Annotated in this window: 14 protein-coding genes and 1 pseudogene; 5 read left to right on the top strand and 10 right to left on the bottom strand. The window is 70.6% G+C overall.

Annotated elements, in window-relative coordinates:
- Nucleotides 1-18: 18 nt before the first annotated feature.
- Nucleotides 19-699 carry a transcriptional repressor LexA gene (gene lexA / locus ACFE65_RS02955; RefSeq protein WP_375380844.1) on the top strand — a complete coding sequence of 227 codons (681 nt, stop codon included), beginning with the start codon at nt 19-21 and terminating at the stop codon, nt 697-699.
- A gap of 595 nt (nt 700-1294) precedes the next feature.
- Here the strand turns inward: lexA and ACFE65_RS02950 are convergent.
- Together ACFE65_RS02950 and ACFE65_RS02945 are read right to left on the bottom strand one after the other, a co-directional pair.
- Nucleotides 1295-2038, bottom strand: a pseudogene (locus ACFE65_RS02950) (ComEC/Rec2 family competence protein); the annotation flags it as partial.
- Nucleotides 2039-2289: 251 nt separating this feature from the next.
- Entirely contained in the window at nt 2290-2874 is a 585-nt protein-coding gene (locus ACFE65_RS02945) for a hypothetical protein (RefSeq protein ID WP_375380843.1), read from the bottom strand.
- A 143-nt stretch (nt 2875-3017) separates the two neighbouring features.
- On the opposite strand from ACFE65_RS02945, the gene gltX reads away from it, so the two are divergent.
- From gltX to ACFE65_RS02930, 3 genes are read left to right on the top strand one after another with little or no spacing between them, the layout of a single operon-like run.
- Entirely contained in the window at nt 3018-4433 is a 1416-nt protein-coding gene (gene gltX, locus ACFE65_RS02940) for a glutamate--tRNA ligase (protein ID WP_375380842.1), read from the top strand.
- Between the two features lie 18 nt (nt 4434-4451).
- Nucleotides 4452-5735: a citrate synthase gene (locus tag ACFE65_RS02935; protein WP_375380841.1), complete on the top strand. Its 1284-nt coding sequence runs from the start codon at nt 4452-4454 to the stop codon at nt 5733-5735.
- Nucleotides 5735-5941 carry a hypothetical protein gene (locus ACFE65_RS02930; RefSeq protein WP_375380840.1) on the top strand — a complete coding sequence of 69 codons (207 nt, stop codon included), beginning with the start codon at nt 5735-5737 and terminating at the stop codon, nt 5939-5941. The genes ACFE65_RS02935 and ACFE65_RS02930 overlap by 1 nt, the downstream gene beginning before the upstream one ends.
- A 7-nt stretch (nt 5942-5948) precedes the next feature.
- Here ACFE65_RS02930 and ACFE65_RS02925 read toward each other — a convergent pair whose 3' ends face one another.
- The 4 genes from ACFE65_RS02925 to ACFE65_RS02910 form a co-directional block, all read right to left on the bottom strand.
- Nucleotides 5949-7292 carry a sensor histidine kinase gene (locus ACFE65_RS02925; RefSeq protein WP_375380839.1) on the bottom strand — a complete coding sequence of 448 codons (1344 nt, stop codon included), beginning with the start codon at nt 7290-7292 and terminating at the stop codon, nt 5949-5951.
- Entirely contained in the window at nt 7289-8362 is a 1074-nt protein-coding gene (locus tag ACFE65_RS02920) for a DUF2336 domain-containing protein (protein ID WP_375380838.1), read from the bottom strand. The genes ACFE65_RS02925 and ACFE65_RS02920 overlap by 4 nt, the downstream gene beginning before the upstream one ends.
- 34 nt (nt 8363-8396) lie before the next feature.
- A complete protein-coding gene (locus ACFE65_RS02915) occupies nt 8397-9575 on the bottom strand; it encodes a hypothetical protein (RefSeq protein ID WP_375380837.1) in 1179 nt (392 codons plus the stop codon).
- Nucleotides 9576-9640: 65 nt separating this feature from the next.
- On the bottom strand, nt 9641-9931 hold the full coding sequence (locus tag ACFE65_RS02910; RefSeq protein ID WP_375380836.1) for an Hpt domain-containing protein: 291 nt from the start codon (nt 9929-9931) through the stop codon (nt 9641-9643).
- Nucleotides 9932-10014: 83 nt separating this feature from the next.
- Here ACFE65_RS02910 and ACFE65_RS02905 point away from each other — a divergent pair, with 83 nt between their 5' ends.
- The gene (locus tag ACFE65_RS02905; protein ID WP_375380835.1) at nt 10015-12327 is read left to right on the top strand and encodes a hypothetical protein; all 2313 of its coding nucleotides are present in this window, start codon (nt 10015-10017) and stop codon (nt 12325-12327) included.
- Nucleotide 12328: 1 nt separating this feature from the next.
- On the opposite strand, the gene ACFE65_RS02900 is transcribed toward ACFE65_RS02905, so the two are convergent.
- The 4 genes from ACFE65_RS02900 to ACFE65_RS02885 all read right to left on the bottom strand — a co-directional run bounded on the left by ACFE65_RS02900 (nt 12329) and on the right by ACFE65_RS02885 (nt 15846).
- Entirely contained in the window at nt 12329-12592 is a 264-nt protein-coding gene (locus tag ACFE65_RS02900) for a DUF1467 family protein (protein ID WP_375380834.1), read from the bottom strand.
- A gap of 10 nt (nt 12593-12602) precedes the next feature.
- Complete coding sequence (locus ACFE65_RS02895; protein WP_375380833.1) at nt 12603-14231, bottom strand: ribonuclease J; 1629 nt, start codon at nt 14229-14231, stop codon at nt 12603-12605.
- Nucleotides 14232-14329: 98 nt separating this feature from the next.
- A complete protein-coding gene (locus ACFE65_RS02890; protein WP_375380832.1) occupies nt 14330-15106 on the bottom strand; it encodes a type III pantothenate kinase in 777 nt (258 codons plus the stop codon).
- A 14-nt stretch (nt 15107-15120) separates the two neighbouring features.
- Nucleotides 15121-15846, bottom strand: a complete 726-nt coding sequence (locus tag ACFE65_RS02885; protein WP_375380938.1) for a biotin--[acetyl-CoA-carboxylase] ligase — start codon at nt 15844-15846, stop codon at nt 15121-15123.
- Nucleotides 15847-15852: the final 6 nt, after the last annotated feature.

Genomic DNA, 15852 nt, shown 5'->3' with positions numbered 1-15852 from the left:
TCGGACGGAGAACCCGCGATGCTCACTCGCAAGCAGCACGATCTGGTGTGCTTCATCGACGATCGGTTGCGCGCAACCGGCGTGTCGCCCTCGTTCGAGGAGATGCGCGAGGCGCTGGAGCTCAAGTCAAAGTCCGGCGTGCATCGCCTGATCTCCGCGCTCGAGGAGCGCGCGTTCATTCGCCGCCTGCCCAACCGCGCCCGCGCCCTTGAAGTGCTGCGCATGCCCGACCGTCCGGACAAGAAGGTGGTGACTGCGCGTACGGCGAAGCCTGCGCCCGTGTCCACGCCGCAGCCGCCGCTTCAGCCCGCCAACGACGTGGTGGAGATCCCGCTGCACGGCCGGATCGCCGCGGGCATGCCGATCGAGGCATTCGAGGGTCAGGCCACCCTGCCCGTCCCCGCCGCTTTGCTTGGTTCAGGCGAGCATTACGCACTGGAGGTGTCGGGCGACTCGATGGTCGAGGCCGGCATCCTGGACGGCGACTATGCGCTGATCCGCCGCACCGAGACGGCGCGCGACGGCGAGATCGTCGTAGCGCTGATCGACGAGGCGGAGGCGACGCTCAAATACTTCCGTCGCGAGGGCGCGATGATCCGTCTCGATCCCGCCAATCGCTCCTACGATCCCCAGCGCTATGCTCCTTCCCAGGTGCGTGTGCAGGGTAAGCTCTCCGGCCTGCTCCGCCGCTACGACTAAAGGCAGGCCGGGCGACCGAGCGCGCCAAGGCCCAAGGGTGCTCGTCACCCGGTGTGAGTACGGTCTGCATTCGGCCGTTCGATAGCGTCAGCGCGAGGCCGCCGGTCCGCGACAGCATCTTGGGCGTCAGCAGCAGCCACCGGGGCAGGCACTTCTTGGGCAGCCGCCTGTCGCTGACGACGATGTCGACCTGCCCGCAAAGGGTCGTCAGGTCGGGTGCGGGCAGGTTGTAGCCGCTGCGCGTCGCCAGGATGCGCCATTGCCGCCCACCCGTCGTACGCGTGGCCAGGCACAAATCGGGGCTGCATCTTGCATCGGACTGTTCGGACAACAGGCCCGGTGTACCCTCGAACCCGGCGTTCACGGTCAGCATGTCCTGCGTATAGTCGCTCACCCGGTCACGCAGGAACGCGATGCCCGTCGGCGTGCGGATCGCGACGTGGCGCCCGTCGCCGGTGACCAGCAGGTCCGGCGGCGGTGTCAGCAACGCCCAGGCCGCCCCGATGGCCAGCGGCGCAAGTCCAAGCCGCCGCCACCGCGTCCGCCACAGCGCGAGCCATAGGCCGCCAACAACCATCAGCGCGAACGCGGCGTCAGGCATCGTCGGCAACACCGTCACCGCGCCGGGCATGTGCGCGACGGTGCGGGCGATCCACAGCAGCAGCGCCACCGCCCGCCCCGTCGCCCACCAGAACGGCGCGCCGAGTCCCACGACGTCGAACACCAGCGCCAGCGCTTCCGCGGGCATGATGACGAAGGTCGACAGCGGTATGGCGACGATGTTGGCGAACGCGCCGTACACGCCGGCCTTGTGGAAATGGTACACCGCGATCGGCATCAGCGCGAGTTCGACCAGTAGCCCGGTCGCGAGCAGCGACGCAAACTCGCGCACCGCCTTCCATCCCCAGCCCTCGTCCCGCTTGAGGAACCACGCCCGTGCGCGCGGATGCTCGTGCAGCGCGACGATCGCGGTGACCGCGGCGAACGACAGCTGGAAGCTCGGTCCGGCGAGCGACTCCGGCCACAACAGCAGCACGATCGTCGCCCCCGCCGACACCAGCCGCAGCGTCACCGCCTCCCGGCCCAGCGCCAGCGCGGCGAGCACCAGCAGCGACGCGACGCAGGATCGAATCGTCGGCACCTCCGCGCCGCTGAGCCAGGTGTAGCCGATCGCCGCGAACGCGCCCGCACCCGCCGCCATAACCGGCACGAGACCGCTCAGCGCCAGCCGCCGGCTAAGCGCGAGCAGGCGTTTGACGAGCAGCATCGTCGCTGCGACGGCCGCGGTGATATGCAGGCCGCTGATCGACAGCAGATGCGCAAGCCCCGCGCGCCGCATCGCGTCGGAATCGTCGAGGCTGATCGCGCCCACGTCGCCGGTGACGAACGCTGCCGCCACACCGCCGTCGCTGCCAGCCAGCGCCGCCTCGATGTGGCGGGTGAGGCGCACGCGTGGTCCATCGTCGGCATCTGTGGGCTTGCTCAGCAGCTTGACCGGCGCGAACGCCTTGCCGCTCGCCCCGATGCCGTCGAACCAGGCGAGCCGCGAATAGTCATAGGCGCCCGGCACGCCCGCGCCCTGCGGCGGCATCAGCCGGACGCCGAGTTCCAGGATCGCACCGCGCGACAGGCCCGCAGGCACGTCCGCCACGGCGACGTTGACGCGGATCGGATGTGCGGGGGCAGGACGACCAGCGTCTCCGGACGGCCATGCCGGCTTTGCGGAGTGCCCGGATCGGCCCGCGGCAGGAGCTTGATCGGCGCGAGCCGCAGCCGGACCAACTCGCGCGCGGGCAGCGGCTCGACACGGTCGACACGGGCGCGCAGCGACACCACCGCCGTCCGCGCCAGCACCGGCTGCGCGACCCGCTCCGCCCGCCACCAGGCGAGCGCCACGCCCAGTGCGATCGCGACGCCAGCCACCGCGAGCGCCGCCCCCGCACGTCCGCCGCGCCCGATCGCCAGCGCCCCCGCCGCCAATGCAAGGCCCGCCAACATCACCGCGATCCACTGCACGACGTGCGGGAGCGCGAACCACGCCGTCACGCCCAGTCCCAGCATCACCGGCAGCCACAATGGCAACTGGTCCCGCTCTGCCTCCAGCCACCGCTCCACTGCGCTTCGCACGTCGACATACGCCGCTGCCACGCCGGTTTGAAGGCGCCGGGGCCGCATGCTAGAGGCGAAGCCGGCGATCGTGGCCATCACGATCCGCAGCTTGGGAGCGAGCGCGGTTGAGCGCAACAGATAACGTCGGCACGCCATCCCGCGGCGTCGCTGGACAACAGCCATTCGGCGAAGTCGCCGGGCAACAAGTCGTGACCCGTTTCGCGCCCTCGCCCACCGGCTTCCTGCACCTGGGCGGCGCGCGCACCGCGCTGTTCAACTGGCTGTTCGCACGGCACCACGGCGGGCGCTTCCTGCTGCGGATCGAGGATACCGATCGCGCGCGATCGACGCAGCCCGCGATCGACGCGATCATCGACGGGATGCGCTGGCTCGGCCTCGATTGGGACGGCGAGGCGGTCCACCAGTTCGCCCGCGCCGCGCGGCATGCCGAGGTCGCCCGGACGCTCGTGGAGCACGGCCACGCCTATCGCTGCTATGCGACGCCCGAGGAACTGACGAACCTGCGCGACAGCCAGCGCGCGGCGGGGCAGCCGATCCGCTATGACGCGCGCTGGCGCGATCGCCCGCCCGAAGAGGCGCCCGCCGACGCACCCTACGTCATCCGGCTGCGCGCGCCGCGCGAGGGGGCGACGACGATCCCCGATCTGGTCCAGGGCGACGTCACCGTCCAGAATGCCGAGCTCGACGACCTCGTGCTGCTCCGCTCGGACGGCACGCCAACCTACATGCTCGCGGTGGTGGTCGACGATCACGACATGGGCGTCAGCCATGTGATCCGCGGTGACGACCATCTCAACAACGCGTTCCGCCAGTTGCCGATCATCCGCGCAATGGATCAGGTCGCCCGGAAGGCAGGCGATGCCGGCTGGCCCGATCCCGTCTACGCGCACATCCCGCTGATCCACGGCAGCGACGGTGCCAAGCTGTCGAAGCGCCACGGCGCGGTCGGGATCGAGGCGTATCGCGACGAGATGGGCATCCTGCCCGAAGCGCTGGACAATTACCTCGTTCGGCTCGGCTGGGGCCATGGCGACGACGAGATCATCAGCCGCGCGCAGGCGACGCAGTGGTTCGACATCGCCGACGTCGGCAAGGGCCCGTCCCGCTTCGACCTCAAGAAGCTCGAAAACCTCAACGGGCACTATCTGCGCGAGGCGGACGACGCGCGGCTGGCGGCGCTGGTCGCGCCGCGGCTCGGCCATGCCGTCGGCGGCGCGGCGTTCGATCTGCTCACCCGTGCGATGGCGGTGCTCAAGGTCCGCGCGGCGAACCTCAACGATCTGGCAGAGGGCGCACGCTTCCTCGACGCCGCCCGGCCGGTGGCGATCGAGCCCGACGCCGAGTCGCTGCTCGCCGGCGATGCGCGATCGCTTCTCGCGCGCGCTCATGCGGCGCTTGACGCGGTGGAGCGTTGGGATACGGGGCATCTCGACGGTGCGGTGAGGAGCGTGGCCGAGGAGGCAGGCGTTAAGCTGGGACAGGTCGCGCAGCCGCTTCGAGCGGCGTTGACCGGCCGGCGGACCTCACCCGGCATCTTCGACGTGCTGGAACTGCTCGGGCGGAGTGAAAGCCTGGGCCGCATCGCGGACCGCATGGCCGCCTGACGGGAAGGACAACAAGAGATGAGCGACACGATGAAGCTTTCCCTGGGTGACAAGCAGCTAGACTATCCGGTGCTCAAGGGCAGCGTCGGGCCCGACGTGGTCGATATCCGCAAGTTCTATGCGCAGACCGATGCCTTCACCTACGATCCCGGCTTCACCTCGACTGCGAGCTGCCAGTCCAATCTGACATATATCGACGGCGACGAGGGCGTGCTGCTCCATCGCGGCTATGCGATCGGCGAACTGGCCGAGAAGTCGAGCTTCATGGAGGTCGCCTATCTGCTCCTGAACGGCGAGCTGCCGACGTCGCAGGAGTTCGAGCAGTTCCGCTACACTATCACGCGCCACACGATGGTGCACGAGCAGCTCGCGACGTTCTTCCGCGGCTTTCGTCGTGACGCGCATCCGATGGCGATCATGTGCGGCGTCGTCGGCGCACTGTCCGCCTTCTACCACGACTCGACCGACATCCACGATCCGCAGCAGCGCACGATCGCATCGCATCGCCTGATCGCCAAGATGCCGACGATCGCGGCGATGGCGTACAAGTACAGTGTCGGCCAGCCGTTCCTCTATCCGGACAATTCGCTGTCCTACACGGGCAATTTCCTGCGCATGACGTTCGGCGTTCCGGCCGAGCCTTATGAGGTGAGCCCGGTGATCGAGAAGGCGCTCGACCGGATCTTCATCCTGCACGCCGATCACGAGCAGAACGCGTCGACCTCCACGGTTCGGCTCGCGGGCTCGTCGGGCGCGAACCCGTTCGCGTGCATGGCGGCGGGCATCGCCTGCTTGTGGGGCCCGGCGCATGGCGGCGCGAACGAGGCGGCGCTCAACATGCTGTACGAAATCGGCACGCCCGACCGTATCCCCGAGTTCATCGCGCGCGCCAAGGACAAGAACGATCCGTTCCGCCTGATGGGCTTTGGCCACCGCGTGTACAAGAACTACGATCCCCGCGCGACGGTGATGCAGCAGACGGTGCGCGAGGTGTTCAAGGAGATGCAGGTCACGGACCCCGTCTTCGACGTCGCCCTCCAGCTCGAAGAAATGGCGCTGAACGACGATTATTTCCGCGAGAAGAAACTGTTCCCGAACGTGGACTTCTATTCGGGCGTGATCCTGTCGGCGATGGGCTTCCCAACGTCGATGTTCACCGTTCTCTTCGCTCTGGCCCGTACCGTGGGATGGGTGGCACAATGGAACGAGATGATCACCGATCCCGATCAGAAGATCGGCCGCCCGCGCCAGCTCTACACGGGGCCGACGCAGCGCGCATACGCGCCGGTCGCATCGCGCTGATGCAGGCGCTTGCCGCCGCCGTCCGCATCGTGGCCGTCCTGATGGTCGCCATGGGGCTGTTGTGGGTCGGGCAGGGACTGGGGCTGATCCACTGGCCCGCGTCCAGCTTCATGCTGGACGAGCGGCCCTGGGCGGTCCGCGGCGCATTGCTGGCGGTGGCGGGAATCGGGCTCTGGGTGGCGGGCGGGCGACTGGTCCGACGCTGACCTGGGACTAGGCGGAGGGCAGCGAGAAGACGAAGCGCGCGCCCTGCGCCGGCGCGCTGTCCACCACCAGGTCACCGCCCATCGCGCGCGCGAGCCGGCGGGCGATGTACAGGCCGATGCCGCTGCCGCCCGGCTCGGACCGATCGACCCGCTCGAACTTCTCGAAGATGCGCGCCTGATCCTCCGCCGCGATCCCCTTGCCTTGGTCCGCCACCACGACGATCGCATGACCGGCATCCCGCTCGACCCGGACCCATACCGTCCCGGCCTCCGGCGAATAGCGCACGGCGTTCCCGACGAGGTTGACGAGCACCTGCAACGCACGCCGGAACTCGCCCGTCGCGGGCAGCATCTCGTCGGGCGCGGGCCGGTCGATGCGCACGCCCGCATCGGCGGCGCGGACCCCCAGCAGGCCGGCGGCACGGCGCGCGACGTCGGCGAGATCGAGCGGCTCGGGCAGGATCGTGAAATCGGGCCGCTCGATCGCCTGAAGATCGGCCAGATCGTCGATCAGCCCAATCAGGTGGCGGCCGGCGCTGGCGATGTCGGCGGCATAATCGACATAGTCGGCGCGCAACGGCCCCTCCGCCTGCGCATGGATCGAGTCAGCGTTGGCGACGATCAACCCCAACGGTCGCCGCAGCACGGTATCCAGGCGACTGCTGAACGCCTCCGTCAGGCTCGCCGCGTCGGGCGCGACCGGATCGGCGGTGATCGTGCCTGCGAACCCGGCAAAGGCGCCCGCGGAGTCGAGCCTGGCTTCGGCCGACAGCACCACCGGTCGTTCGAGGCCGCGCACGGTCGCGCGTTGGCCCGCAAACCCCTGGCGTTGCGCAAGCGCGGCGAGCACCGGCAGGTCGCCAGCGGCATCCTCCGTCAGCCGGAACAAGTGCGTGAACGGGCGTCCGAGCGACGCGGCCGGATCGAAGCCGAACCGCTCGCCCGCCTCGGGCGACACCGCCGTCAACCGCATCGCCGCGTCCGTCTCGAATCGTCCGTCGCCGCCGACGAGCAGCGTCTCGACCCGGCCCGGCCCGCCCGATGCGCGCAGCATCTGGCGCCATGGCTGACGCTCTCGCCAGTCGGCGATCGTCAACGCCACGCCGTCCGCACCGGGCTGGGCACGGACCCACAGGTCGAGATCGGCATCGCCGTCCGCGACCGTCACCCCGCGGGAGATCAGCACGCCGAGCCGGCCCGCCAGCCGCGCGAGCGTCGCGATCTGGTTGACGGCGATCGGGCGCCCGATCGCGCCGCCCGCCCGCGCGTTGAGCGCCAGTAGCGCCTCGTCCGCGCCCACCAGCAAGCCCTCGCGATCGATCGCGGCGCGGACGGTGCCCCGCTCGATCATCGAAGCGCCGCCAGCGCGGCACGCGCGTCGCGATAGGGTACCGGCAGGATGGCGATGGCGAACACGTGCGCCGCGCGTTCGGGCGCGATCGCCATTGCCGCGTCCAGCGCGGTGGCGAACCGATCGAGGTCGCGACGTGGGTCCGCATCCGCCAGCGCGACGCCGATCCGCGCGATGGTCGTCCGATCGAGGTCCTGCGCGCGGAGCAGCAGCCATAGCCGATCGCCGGCCGGATCGATCACCGCCGATCGCGCGGCGTCGAAGTCCAGCCCGCTCGCCTGCGCCAGAAGCGCGACGAACAGCACCGGCTGCCGATCGCCCAGCGCCTCCAGCAACAACGCCGGAAGCTCGTCGGGTCGCGCACGCAGCAGCGCCGCCAGGTCCGTCGCCGCCTCGGCGGGCGACCTGTCGGCGGGCAGTTCTGCCATGACCTCGGCCGCCGCCTCGACAAGCGCATGGTCGTGCCGGGGATCGTCGCCCAGGCGATCACGAAGCAGCGCCGCCGCCCACCAGACGATCTGCTCGCGCATCGCCGCCGCGAGTGGGGGCGGTGCCGACGGTGACTGCCGGTTCTGCGCCGCCAGCATTGCCGCCGCCGCCGCCGCGATCGCCGGCTCGGGACAGGTCGCGAGGCGGACGAGAAGGCTGGGACGGTCCGCGCCAGACGTCGCGGCAGCGGGAAGCGACTGCGCCAGCATCTCAAGCCGGAGGACCGCCAGCAGTTCGATCAGGATCGCCGCGTCGTCGTCGGCCGCGAGGACAGTCAGTCGGGCGGACACCGGCTCGGCATCGTCGAGCAGCCGCTCGGCCGCATCACGCGCCTGCATCGCCGCCAGCCGGGCCGCCGCGCCGAGCCGCAGCCCCCGCTCGACCGGCGCGACTGCGACCGCGAGACGCTGGCGAAGGCGGGCTACAGTCTGCTCGTCGAGCCGATGGTCATCGGGCATGGCAAGGTCGCGCAGCACGCCACGCTCGTGGTCGCCGGCCCGCGCCATCGCCGCCGTCCCGGCCCGCAGCAGCGCGTCGGCCGCGTCGGCAGACGGATCAGGGGACTGGAAATAGGCCGACATAGGCACGCCCTACCGCGTCGTCGTTAAAGGCAAGCTAAGCCTGACGGCGAAGCGCCTCGACGGCGGCGGCCACCGTCGCGGCGGCATAGCAGGCGGCCACCGCCAGGCCCAGTACCGGATGCCCGGCCACGGTGAACAGCGCGAGGACGGCGAGATAGGCGGCGGGCGTTCCCCACCCGCGCCGCCGCAACCGTGGCAGTGCCGCACGCTCGCCAAGGCCCGCGAGCACCACAAGCCCCAGCGCTACGACCAGTGTGTTGGTCGGACCGGCACCGGCCAACCCTCGCCCGAGCAGGATCGCGCCGCATGCCGCGAGCACCGCCGCCGCACCCTCCTGACCGACCGCGAGGCCGTCCTCCTCGCGCAACCGCGACAGCGTCGCGCCCAGCGACAGCGGGAAGATCGCCGCCAGCAACAGCAGGAGCCCGAACGTCGGCCAGCCCGCGAGCAGCGCGCCGACCCCGCCCAGCCCCAGCGCCACCGCGCCGACGACCAGCGAGATCGTCGGCGCTTCGCGTTCGACCAGCGTCGGCAGCGCTCGGCGGGCGAGCGGTGCCACCAGCCAGCGGTCGAACCAGGCGGTGCGGTGCGCGACGCTGGCGGCGAGCAGCGCCCGGCCATGCGCGCCGATCGCCGCCGCGCGATGCTCGATCCCGTGCCCGTCCGCCAGCCCGCCGCGGGCGAGCAGCATGTGTGCCGCCTGTGCCTGGGACGCGACGCGGACCAGCGCCGACTGGATGTCGTAGTCGGCCGGCAGCCGTGCCGCCTCGGCGACCCGCGCCGGATCGAGCCGCGCGACACCCGCCCAGGCGGCGTTGCCGCCGACCCGCTCGAACCCCGCGGGCGCCGTGTCCGCCTCCACCACCAGCAGCGCGTCGCCGCCCTCGCCCGCCAGCGGCGCGATCATGCCCGCCGAGCTGATGAGGCCGTCCGCCAGGACCAGCACGCGCGACAGGGGATGCAGCTTCTCCGCCGCTTCCGCCGCCGAGCGCACCGGATCGACCGCGACGCCGCGCCGGCCGATCCGTCCCAGCGCGCCGAGCAGCTCGGGCGTGACGCGCGCGACCAGGACGACGATCTGCGACGCGCCGAGCTCGACGAGCATCCGCGCCTGCGCCTCGATCAGCGTGGTGCCGCCGAGCGGCAACGTCGCCGTCAGCGTTCCGGGGCGATCGATCGCCTCATGAGTGGCGAAGAGGAGGCCCGCGAGCATCGGCGGGGCTTAGGGAAGGCCGGGCGGCTTGGCAAAGCCTGTCCCGCGTCCGTCGGAAAGCCGCTCTACAGGCGATCGATGGCGCGGGCGATCTTGCGCAGCATGTCAGGCGACGACGGCGCCTCGCTCGCCAGGCCGGCCAGCGCCATAAGCCGCACCGCGCCGAAGCTCGCGGCGAGGCCCTTGAGCCGCGATGCGGCCACACGCCACGCCTCGTCGTCGTGGGCAGCCTCCAGTGCGGCGAACGCGCGATGCGCGCTCTCCAGGAACGCCAGGCGCAACTCCGCGATCAGCGCCGGCTCGTCCCCGACGGCCGCCGCCAACGTCGCATCGATCGCACCGGGATCATAGGCCATGGCGCATGGTAGGAAGCGGAAGGTGAAGACGAGGTTACGATCTGCCGCTTCCGGTTGGCGGGAAACATGATACACCCCCCGCCATGAACGGGGGTTCGTCAATCAGGGACTGGCGCGTGGAGCCGGACGGCACCGGGCAGGACGGCGCCCGCGACGACGGACGACCGCTCGATCTCGCCGCGCACACGATGCTCGCGCCCGACCGCGACGAGCCGTGGTCGGCGTCATGGTCCGACACGCCGAATCGAACGCCGTGGGTCGCGCCCGCCGCCGTTGGGCTTGGCGTCCTGGCGTGGATCGGCGTGGCGCTCTGGGCGGCGCAGGACGCGCTCGCGCGGATGGATGGCGCAGGCGTGGTCGAGTTCGTGGCCGCGCTCGCGACCGTGCCGGCGCTGGTCGGCATCGGCTGGCTGGTCCTGCGCCGGAGCAGCCTGGCGGAGGCGCGCGGGTTCGGCGATACGGCGGCCGCGATGCGCGCGGAAGCGGCGAGCCTGGAGCGGACCGTCGCGACGCTTGCGGCCACCATCGACACCAGCCGCATCAAGCTCGCCGAACAGGCCGACGCGCTGGCCGCGATCGGCGACGGCACCGCCGACCGGTTGGCGTCGGTAGGGCGCGGGTTCGCTGAGGAGATCGCCGAGGCCAACACCCATTCCGCCTCGCTCGCCAGTGCGACCGGTGAGGCTCAGGCGCGACTGGGCGTCCTGCTCGCCACGTTGCCGCGCGCACGGGCCGAGATCGCGGAGGCGGCCGAACGGCTCGACCGGATCAGCGCGGACACGAGCCACCAGGTCGCCGCCCTCGACGCTCAGGTCGCGGCGCTCGCGGTGCGCGGCCAGGCGGCGGACGACCTCGCCGATGGCGCGGCGCGGCGGCTGGCGGCGCATATCGAGCGGATGGAGGCGACCGGCGAGACGGCCGGCGCACGGCTGGAGGCGGTGACCTCCGCGATGGCGGCCTCGGTCGACGCGCTGCTCGGGCGCACCGCCGATGCCGTCGACCAGTCCCGCCGCGGGATCGAGGCGCAGGGCGACGCGATGCTGGCGATGGTCCGCACGCACCAGCACACGCTTGACCAGGCCGCGCGCGAGAGCGCGGAAGCGCTGGCTGCCCGGGTCGAGGTGATCGAGCTGGTGATCGAGCGGATCGCACGGCGTCTCGATGCGCAGCGCGGAGCTGGCGAAGAGCTGGTCGATGGCCTGGAAAGCGGGATCGCGCGCGTCGGCGATCGACTCGATCGGCTGCATGCCCAGGGTGTCGACCGGTCGCAGCTGCTCGCCGCGTCGATCAGCGCGCTGGGCGGCTCGGCGGATGCGATGACCGAGGCGCTGCGGACCGGCGACGCAATGGCCGGGCGCGCGATCGGCACGGCGGAGACGCTGCTGACCGCGCTGGACGCCGCGACGCGCGAGGTCGACGAGACGCTGCCCGACGCGCTCGATCGGCTCGACGCGCGGATCGTCGCCAGCCAGCGCGTCGTCGTCCAGTCTCGGCCCGAGCTTCTGGCGCTCGTCACCGCCGCCGAAAGCACCCACGACGCGATCGAGGCGATCGCGCAGGTGATCGCCGGCCAGCGCGCGACGGTGGATCAACTATCGGGGACGCTGCTGGACACGCTGGCGAGCGGGCGCGCGAAGGCGGACGCGCTCGGCATGGTCGTGGACGAGACGGTCGCGCGCGCCAATCGCTTCGCCGACGAGGCCGCGCCACGGCTTGTGGAGGCGATGCTGCGGGTCCGCGACACCGCGTCGGCCGCCGCGGACAAGGCCCGCGCGACGCTGACGACCGTGATCGCCGACGCGGCGGACCATCTGGAGGCCGAGGGCGCCGCCGCCTTGGCGCGGGCGGCGGGCGGCACGGTCGACCGGCAAGTAAGCGCCATTACCGCCGCCGCCGACGCGGCGGTCGCCGCCTCCGATCGCGCGTCGGGCCGCCTCGCCGAACGGCTGCGCGAACTCGACGACGCGACCGCGCTCGTCGAGACGCGGCTGGAGGATGCGCGGGCGGCACGCGAGGTCGCGGACCGGGACAGCTTCTCGCGACGCGTGTCGCTGCTGATCGAGTCGCTGAACTCCGCCTCGATCGACATCGCTGCCAGCTTCGCCCCCGAAGTGTCGGACAGCGCTTGGGCCGCTTATCTGAAGGGCGACCGCGGCGTCTTCACCCGCCGCGCCGTCCGCCTGCTGGACGCGGGCGACGCGCGGTCGATCGCGCGGCTGTACGACGACCGGCCGGACTTCCGCGACCAGGTAAACCGCTACATCCATGATTTCGAGGCCATGCTGCGCACGATCCTGGCGCAACGCGACGGCTCGCCGCTCGGCGTGACGTTGCTGTCGTCGGACATGGGCAAGCTGTACGTCGCGCTGGCGCAGGCAATCGAGCGGCTGCGCTGACCTAGACGTTGGTTATCATGAACATCTCGGGCGTGATCCAGCCGGCGTAATAATTCAGCAGGAACAGCGCGAACAGCACCGTGGCGACGATCGTCACCCGCCGGGCGATCAGCCATGGGCGGAACTCGTGCGGGGCGCTGTCCGCCTGTCCCGGTACACGGCGCGCGCCCGCCTCCTCGTGCGTGCGTACCCCGAACGGCAGCACGAGGAAGACGGACATCGCCCAGAACAGGAAGTAGATCGCCACCGCCGAGGTCCACCGCATGGCAGACCCCCTAGCCGACGATCAGCACGTCGACGATCGGCTTCTTGCCCGTCCAGCGCGTCGCGACGCGGCGCACGGCTTGGCGGATGTTCTCCCGCACCCGATCCTTGTCCCGCCCACGCGAGGCCTCCGCCACCGCCTCGACGACGTCGGCGATGAACGGCTCGCGGTCCTCTTCCACTGGTATGCCCTGCAATCGCACTTGCGGTTGGCCGACGGGACGACCGTCACGGCCGACCGCCAGCGCGACCGAGATCTGGCCGTTTAGCGCGAGCTTGCGCCGTTCGTTGATCGTCGTGCCGTCCGCCGGCAGGATCACGTCGCCATCGAGGACGAGCCGGCCGACCGCCGCATCGCCGACCTTCGCCGCATCGCCGGGCAGCAGCCGGACGATATCGCCGTTGGTCTGCACGAGCGCTTGGGGAACCCCCTCGCTGCGCGCGAACCGCGCATGCTCGGTCAGGTGGCGCATCTCGCCATGGACGGGGATCAGCAGGTCGGGCCGAAGCCAGCGGTACAGTGCCGCGAGTTCCGGGCGACCCGGATGGCCCGAGACATGGACCGGAGCCTGACGCTCGGTGACGATATGAACGCCCTTGCCGGCCAGGATGTTCTGGATACGGCCGATTGCGACCTCGTTGCCCGGGATCTCCTTGGACGAGAAGATCACGGTGTCGCCCAGGCTCAGCTTGATCGTGTGCGACCCGTCCGCGACCCGCGCCAGCGCCGCGCGCACCTCGCCCTGGCCGCCGGTGGCGACGATCAGCACCTTGGACGGCGACATGCGCATCGCCGTCTCGGGATCGATCGTCTCCGGGAAATCCTTGAGGTAGCCCGTCGCCTTGGCGACCTTCAGGATACGGTCGAGCGAGCGGCCGGTGACGCAGATCGCGCGGCCGGTGTCGCGCGCCACCTCGCCCAGCGTCGACAGCCGGGCGGCATTGGAGGCGAAACTGGTGACCAGGACGCGGCCGCGCGCGGCGCGCACGACCTCCTCGATCCCCTTTCGCACCTCGCTCTCGGAGCCGGACGCGTTCTTGTTGAAGATGTTGGTGGAATCGCACATCAGCACGTCGATGCCGGCGTCGCCGATCGCGGTCAGCTCGGCCTCGTTCGCGGGGTTGCCGATGATCGGCGCGGCATCTAGCTTCCAGTCGCCCGAATGGAACACCCGGCCCACCGGCGTGTCGATGATGAGCGCGCTTGATTCGGGGATCGAATGCGACATCGCCACCATGGTGAAGTCGAACGGGCCGACCTTGAACGGCTTGCCCGTCTCGACGATCCTCAGCTTCACGCGATCGGCGATCCGCTCCTCTTCCAGCTTGCCGCGGATCAGGCCAGCGGTGAACGGCGTCGCGTACAACGGCACGCCCAGATCTTCGGCGAGATAGGGCAGCGCGCCGATGTGATCCTCATGCCCGTGGGTCAGGACGATGCCGACGAGGTCGTCCAGCCGCTCCTCGATGAATTGCAGGTCGGGCAGGATCACATCGATCCCGGGATAAGCCGCGTCCGCGAAGGTGATGCCGCAATCGACCATCACCCACTTGCCGCCATAGCCGTACAGGTTGACGTTCATGCCGATCTCGCCCGAGCCGCCGAGCGCGCAGAAGAGCAGTTCGTTCTTGGAAGTCATTGATGTCCTAGCGTGATTGCCCCAGCTTTGCGGGTCAGAAAGCCCCGGTGGGGCGGAATGATGCGGAAGATGCGGGCGATGCCCGCAGAAATGTCCGCCTATATATGGGCGCGCGCGGCCAGGATCGCCAGCCCCGTGATCGTCAGGTCGGGTTCCACGACGTCGAACACGCTCGTATGTGCCTCGAACAGGATGGCGAGGCCGCCGGTGGCGACCACCGTCGCGGGTCGCCCGATCTCGCCGCGCATCCGCTCCACCAATCCTTCGATGAGCGCGACATAGCCCCAATAGATGCCGATCAACATCTGATCGGCAGTGTTGCGGCCGATCACCGACGTCGTCGCGGGCGCCTCGATCGCGATCCGCGGCAGTTTCGCGGCGGCGCTGACGAGCGCGTCGAGCGACAGGTTGATGCCGGGCGCGATGATCCCGCCCTTGTAGGCGCCCCGATAATCGATCCAGTCGATCGTCGTCGCGGTGCCGAAATCGATCAGGATCAGATCGCCCGGGTGGCGCGCATGCGCGGCGATGGCCGTCACCGCGCGATCGGCGCCCAGGCTCTGCGGCTCGTCGATGTCGAGCGCGATGCCCCATAGGGCGGGCGCGACGCCGGCGATCAACGGCTCCGTGGCGAAATATTTGCGCGCGAGCGTCTGAAGGTTGTGCAGCGCGCGCGGCACCACCGTTGCGATGATGACGCGGGTGACGGCGGCACGCTCGAATCCTTCGAGCTGGAGCAACTGGCTCAGCCACACCGCATATTCGTCCGCGGTCCGCCGCGCGTCGGTCGCGATCCGCCAGCGCGCCTTGATCGTCTCGTCGTCCACGAGCGCGAAGACGATGTTGGTGTTGCCGGCGTCGATGGCGAGCAGCATGGCGGCGGTGTCCGTCAGAGCGAGGTGAGGTCGGCGGCGTGGATGACACGGCACGTCCCGTCGGCCAAGCCAAGCCGCAGCGCGCCATCGATCGACAGGCCGTCGAACACGCCCTCGACCATCGTCCCGTCCGGCAGGCGCGCCGTGAGCGGAGTCCCGATCGGCTGAGCGAGCGCCAGCCAACGGGCCTGCACGGCGCCGGTGCCCTCGCCCCGCCAGCGTTCCAGCCAGGCGGCCAGCCGCTCCACCAGCAACGCCAGCAGAGCCTCGGGCGTCGTCGTGATGCCGATCGCCTTGAGATCGGTCGTCGGGCGATCCGCCAGCTCGGGATGGTGAGCGACGTTGACGCCGAAGCCGATCACGACGGCGTCGTCCGTCCGTTCGAGCAGGATGCCAGACAGCTTCGCGCCATCCACCAGCAGATCGTTGGGCCAGCGGACGATGAGGCCGTCCCGCCCGATCGGCAGGCTGCCCGCGCTCGCGACGATGATGGCCTCGGCCAACGCGACGGCGGCAACTAAGGCAAGCGAAGGTGCCGACGGGTCGCTCGGACGCAGGCGGATGATCGTGCTTGCATAGAGATTACCGGGCGGAGACGACCAGGCACGCCCCTGACGCCCCCGCCCCGCCTCCTGGCGTTCGGCACGCAACCAGTCGCCCTCCGGCTCGCCCGCGCGAGCGAGGGCGATCAGGTCGGCGTTGGTCGATCCCGCGACCGGGACGGTACGAACCGCAGTCAGCGTCGT

Source organism: uncultured Sphingomonas sp. (assembly GCF_964237335.1).
Taxonomy (GTDB): Bacteria; Pseudomonadota; Alphaproteobacteria; order Sphingomonadales; family Sphingomonadaceae; genus Sphingomonas.
Note: the sequence above shows the minus strand (reverse complement) of the source record. Positions and strands in the feature narration are given on the sequence as shown.

Excerpts from the sequence above, each read along its gene's own strand:
- ACFE65_RS02920 (WP_375380838.1), bottom strand. The coding sequence starts at position 8,362 with ATGTCGGCCTATTTCCAGTCCCCTGATCCGTCTGCCGACGCGGCCGAC.
- lexA (WP_375380844.1), top strand. The coding sequence starts at position 19 with ATGCTCACTCGCAAGCAGCACGATCTGGTGTGCTTCATCGACGATCGG.
- ACFE65_RS02930 (WP_375380840.1), top strand. The coding sequence starts at position 5,735 with ATGCAGGCGCTTGCCGCCGCCGTCCGCATCGTGGCCGTCCTGATGGTC.
- ACFE65_RS02890 (WP_375380832.1), bottom strand. The coding sequence starts at position 15,106 with ATGCTGCTCGCCATCGACGCCGGCAACACCAACATCGTCTTCGCGCTC.
- ACFE65_RS02910 (WP_375380836.1), bottom strand. The coding sequence starts at position 9,931 with ATGGCCTATGATCCCGGTGCGATCGATGCGACGTTGGCGGCGGCCGTC.
- ACFE65_RS02925 (WP_375380839.1), bottom strand. The coding sequence starts at position 7,292 with ATGATCGAGCGGGGCACCGTCCGCGCCGCGATCGATCGCGAGGGCTTG.
- ACFE65_RS02905 (WP_375380835.1), top strand. The coding sequence starts at position 10,015 with ATGAACGGGGGTTCGTCAATCAGGGACTGGCGCGTGGAGCCGGACGGC.
- ACFE65_RS02915 (WP_375380837.1), bottom strand. The coding sequence starts at position 9,575 with ATGCTCGCGGGCCTCCTCTTCGCCACTCATGAGGCGATCGATCGCCCC.
- ACFE65_RS02935 (WP_375380841.1), top strand. The coding sequence starts at position 4,452 with ATGAGCGACACGATGAAGCTTTCCCTGGGTGACAAGCAGCTAGACTAT.
- ACFE65_RS02945 (WP_375380843.1), bottom strand. The coding sequence starts at position 2,874 with ATGCGGCCCCGGCGCCTTCAAACCGGCGTGGCAGCGGCGTATGTCGAC.
- ACFE65_RS02900 (WP_375380834.1), bottom strand. The coding sequence starts at position 12,592 with ATGCGGTGGACCTCGGCGGTGGCGATCTACTTCCTGTTCTGGGCGATG.
- ACFE65_RS02895 (WP_375380833.1), bottom strand. The coding sequence starts at position 14,231 with ATGACTTCCAAGAACGAACTGCTCTTCTGCGCGCTCGGCGGCTCGGGC.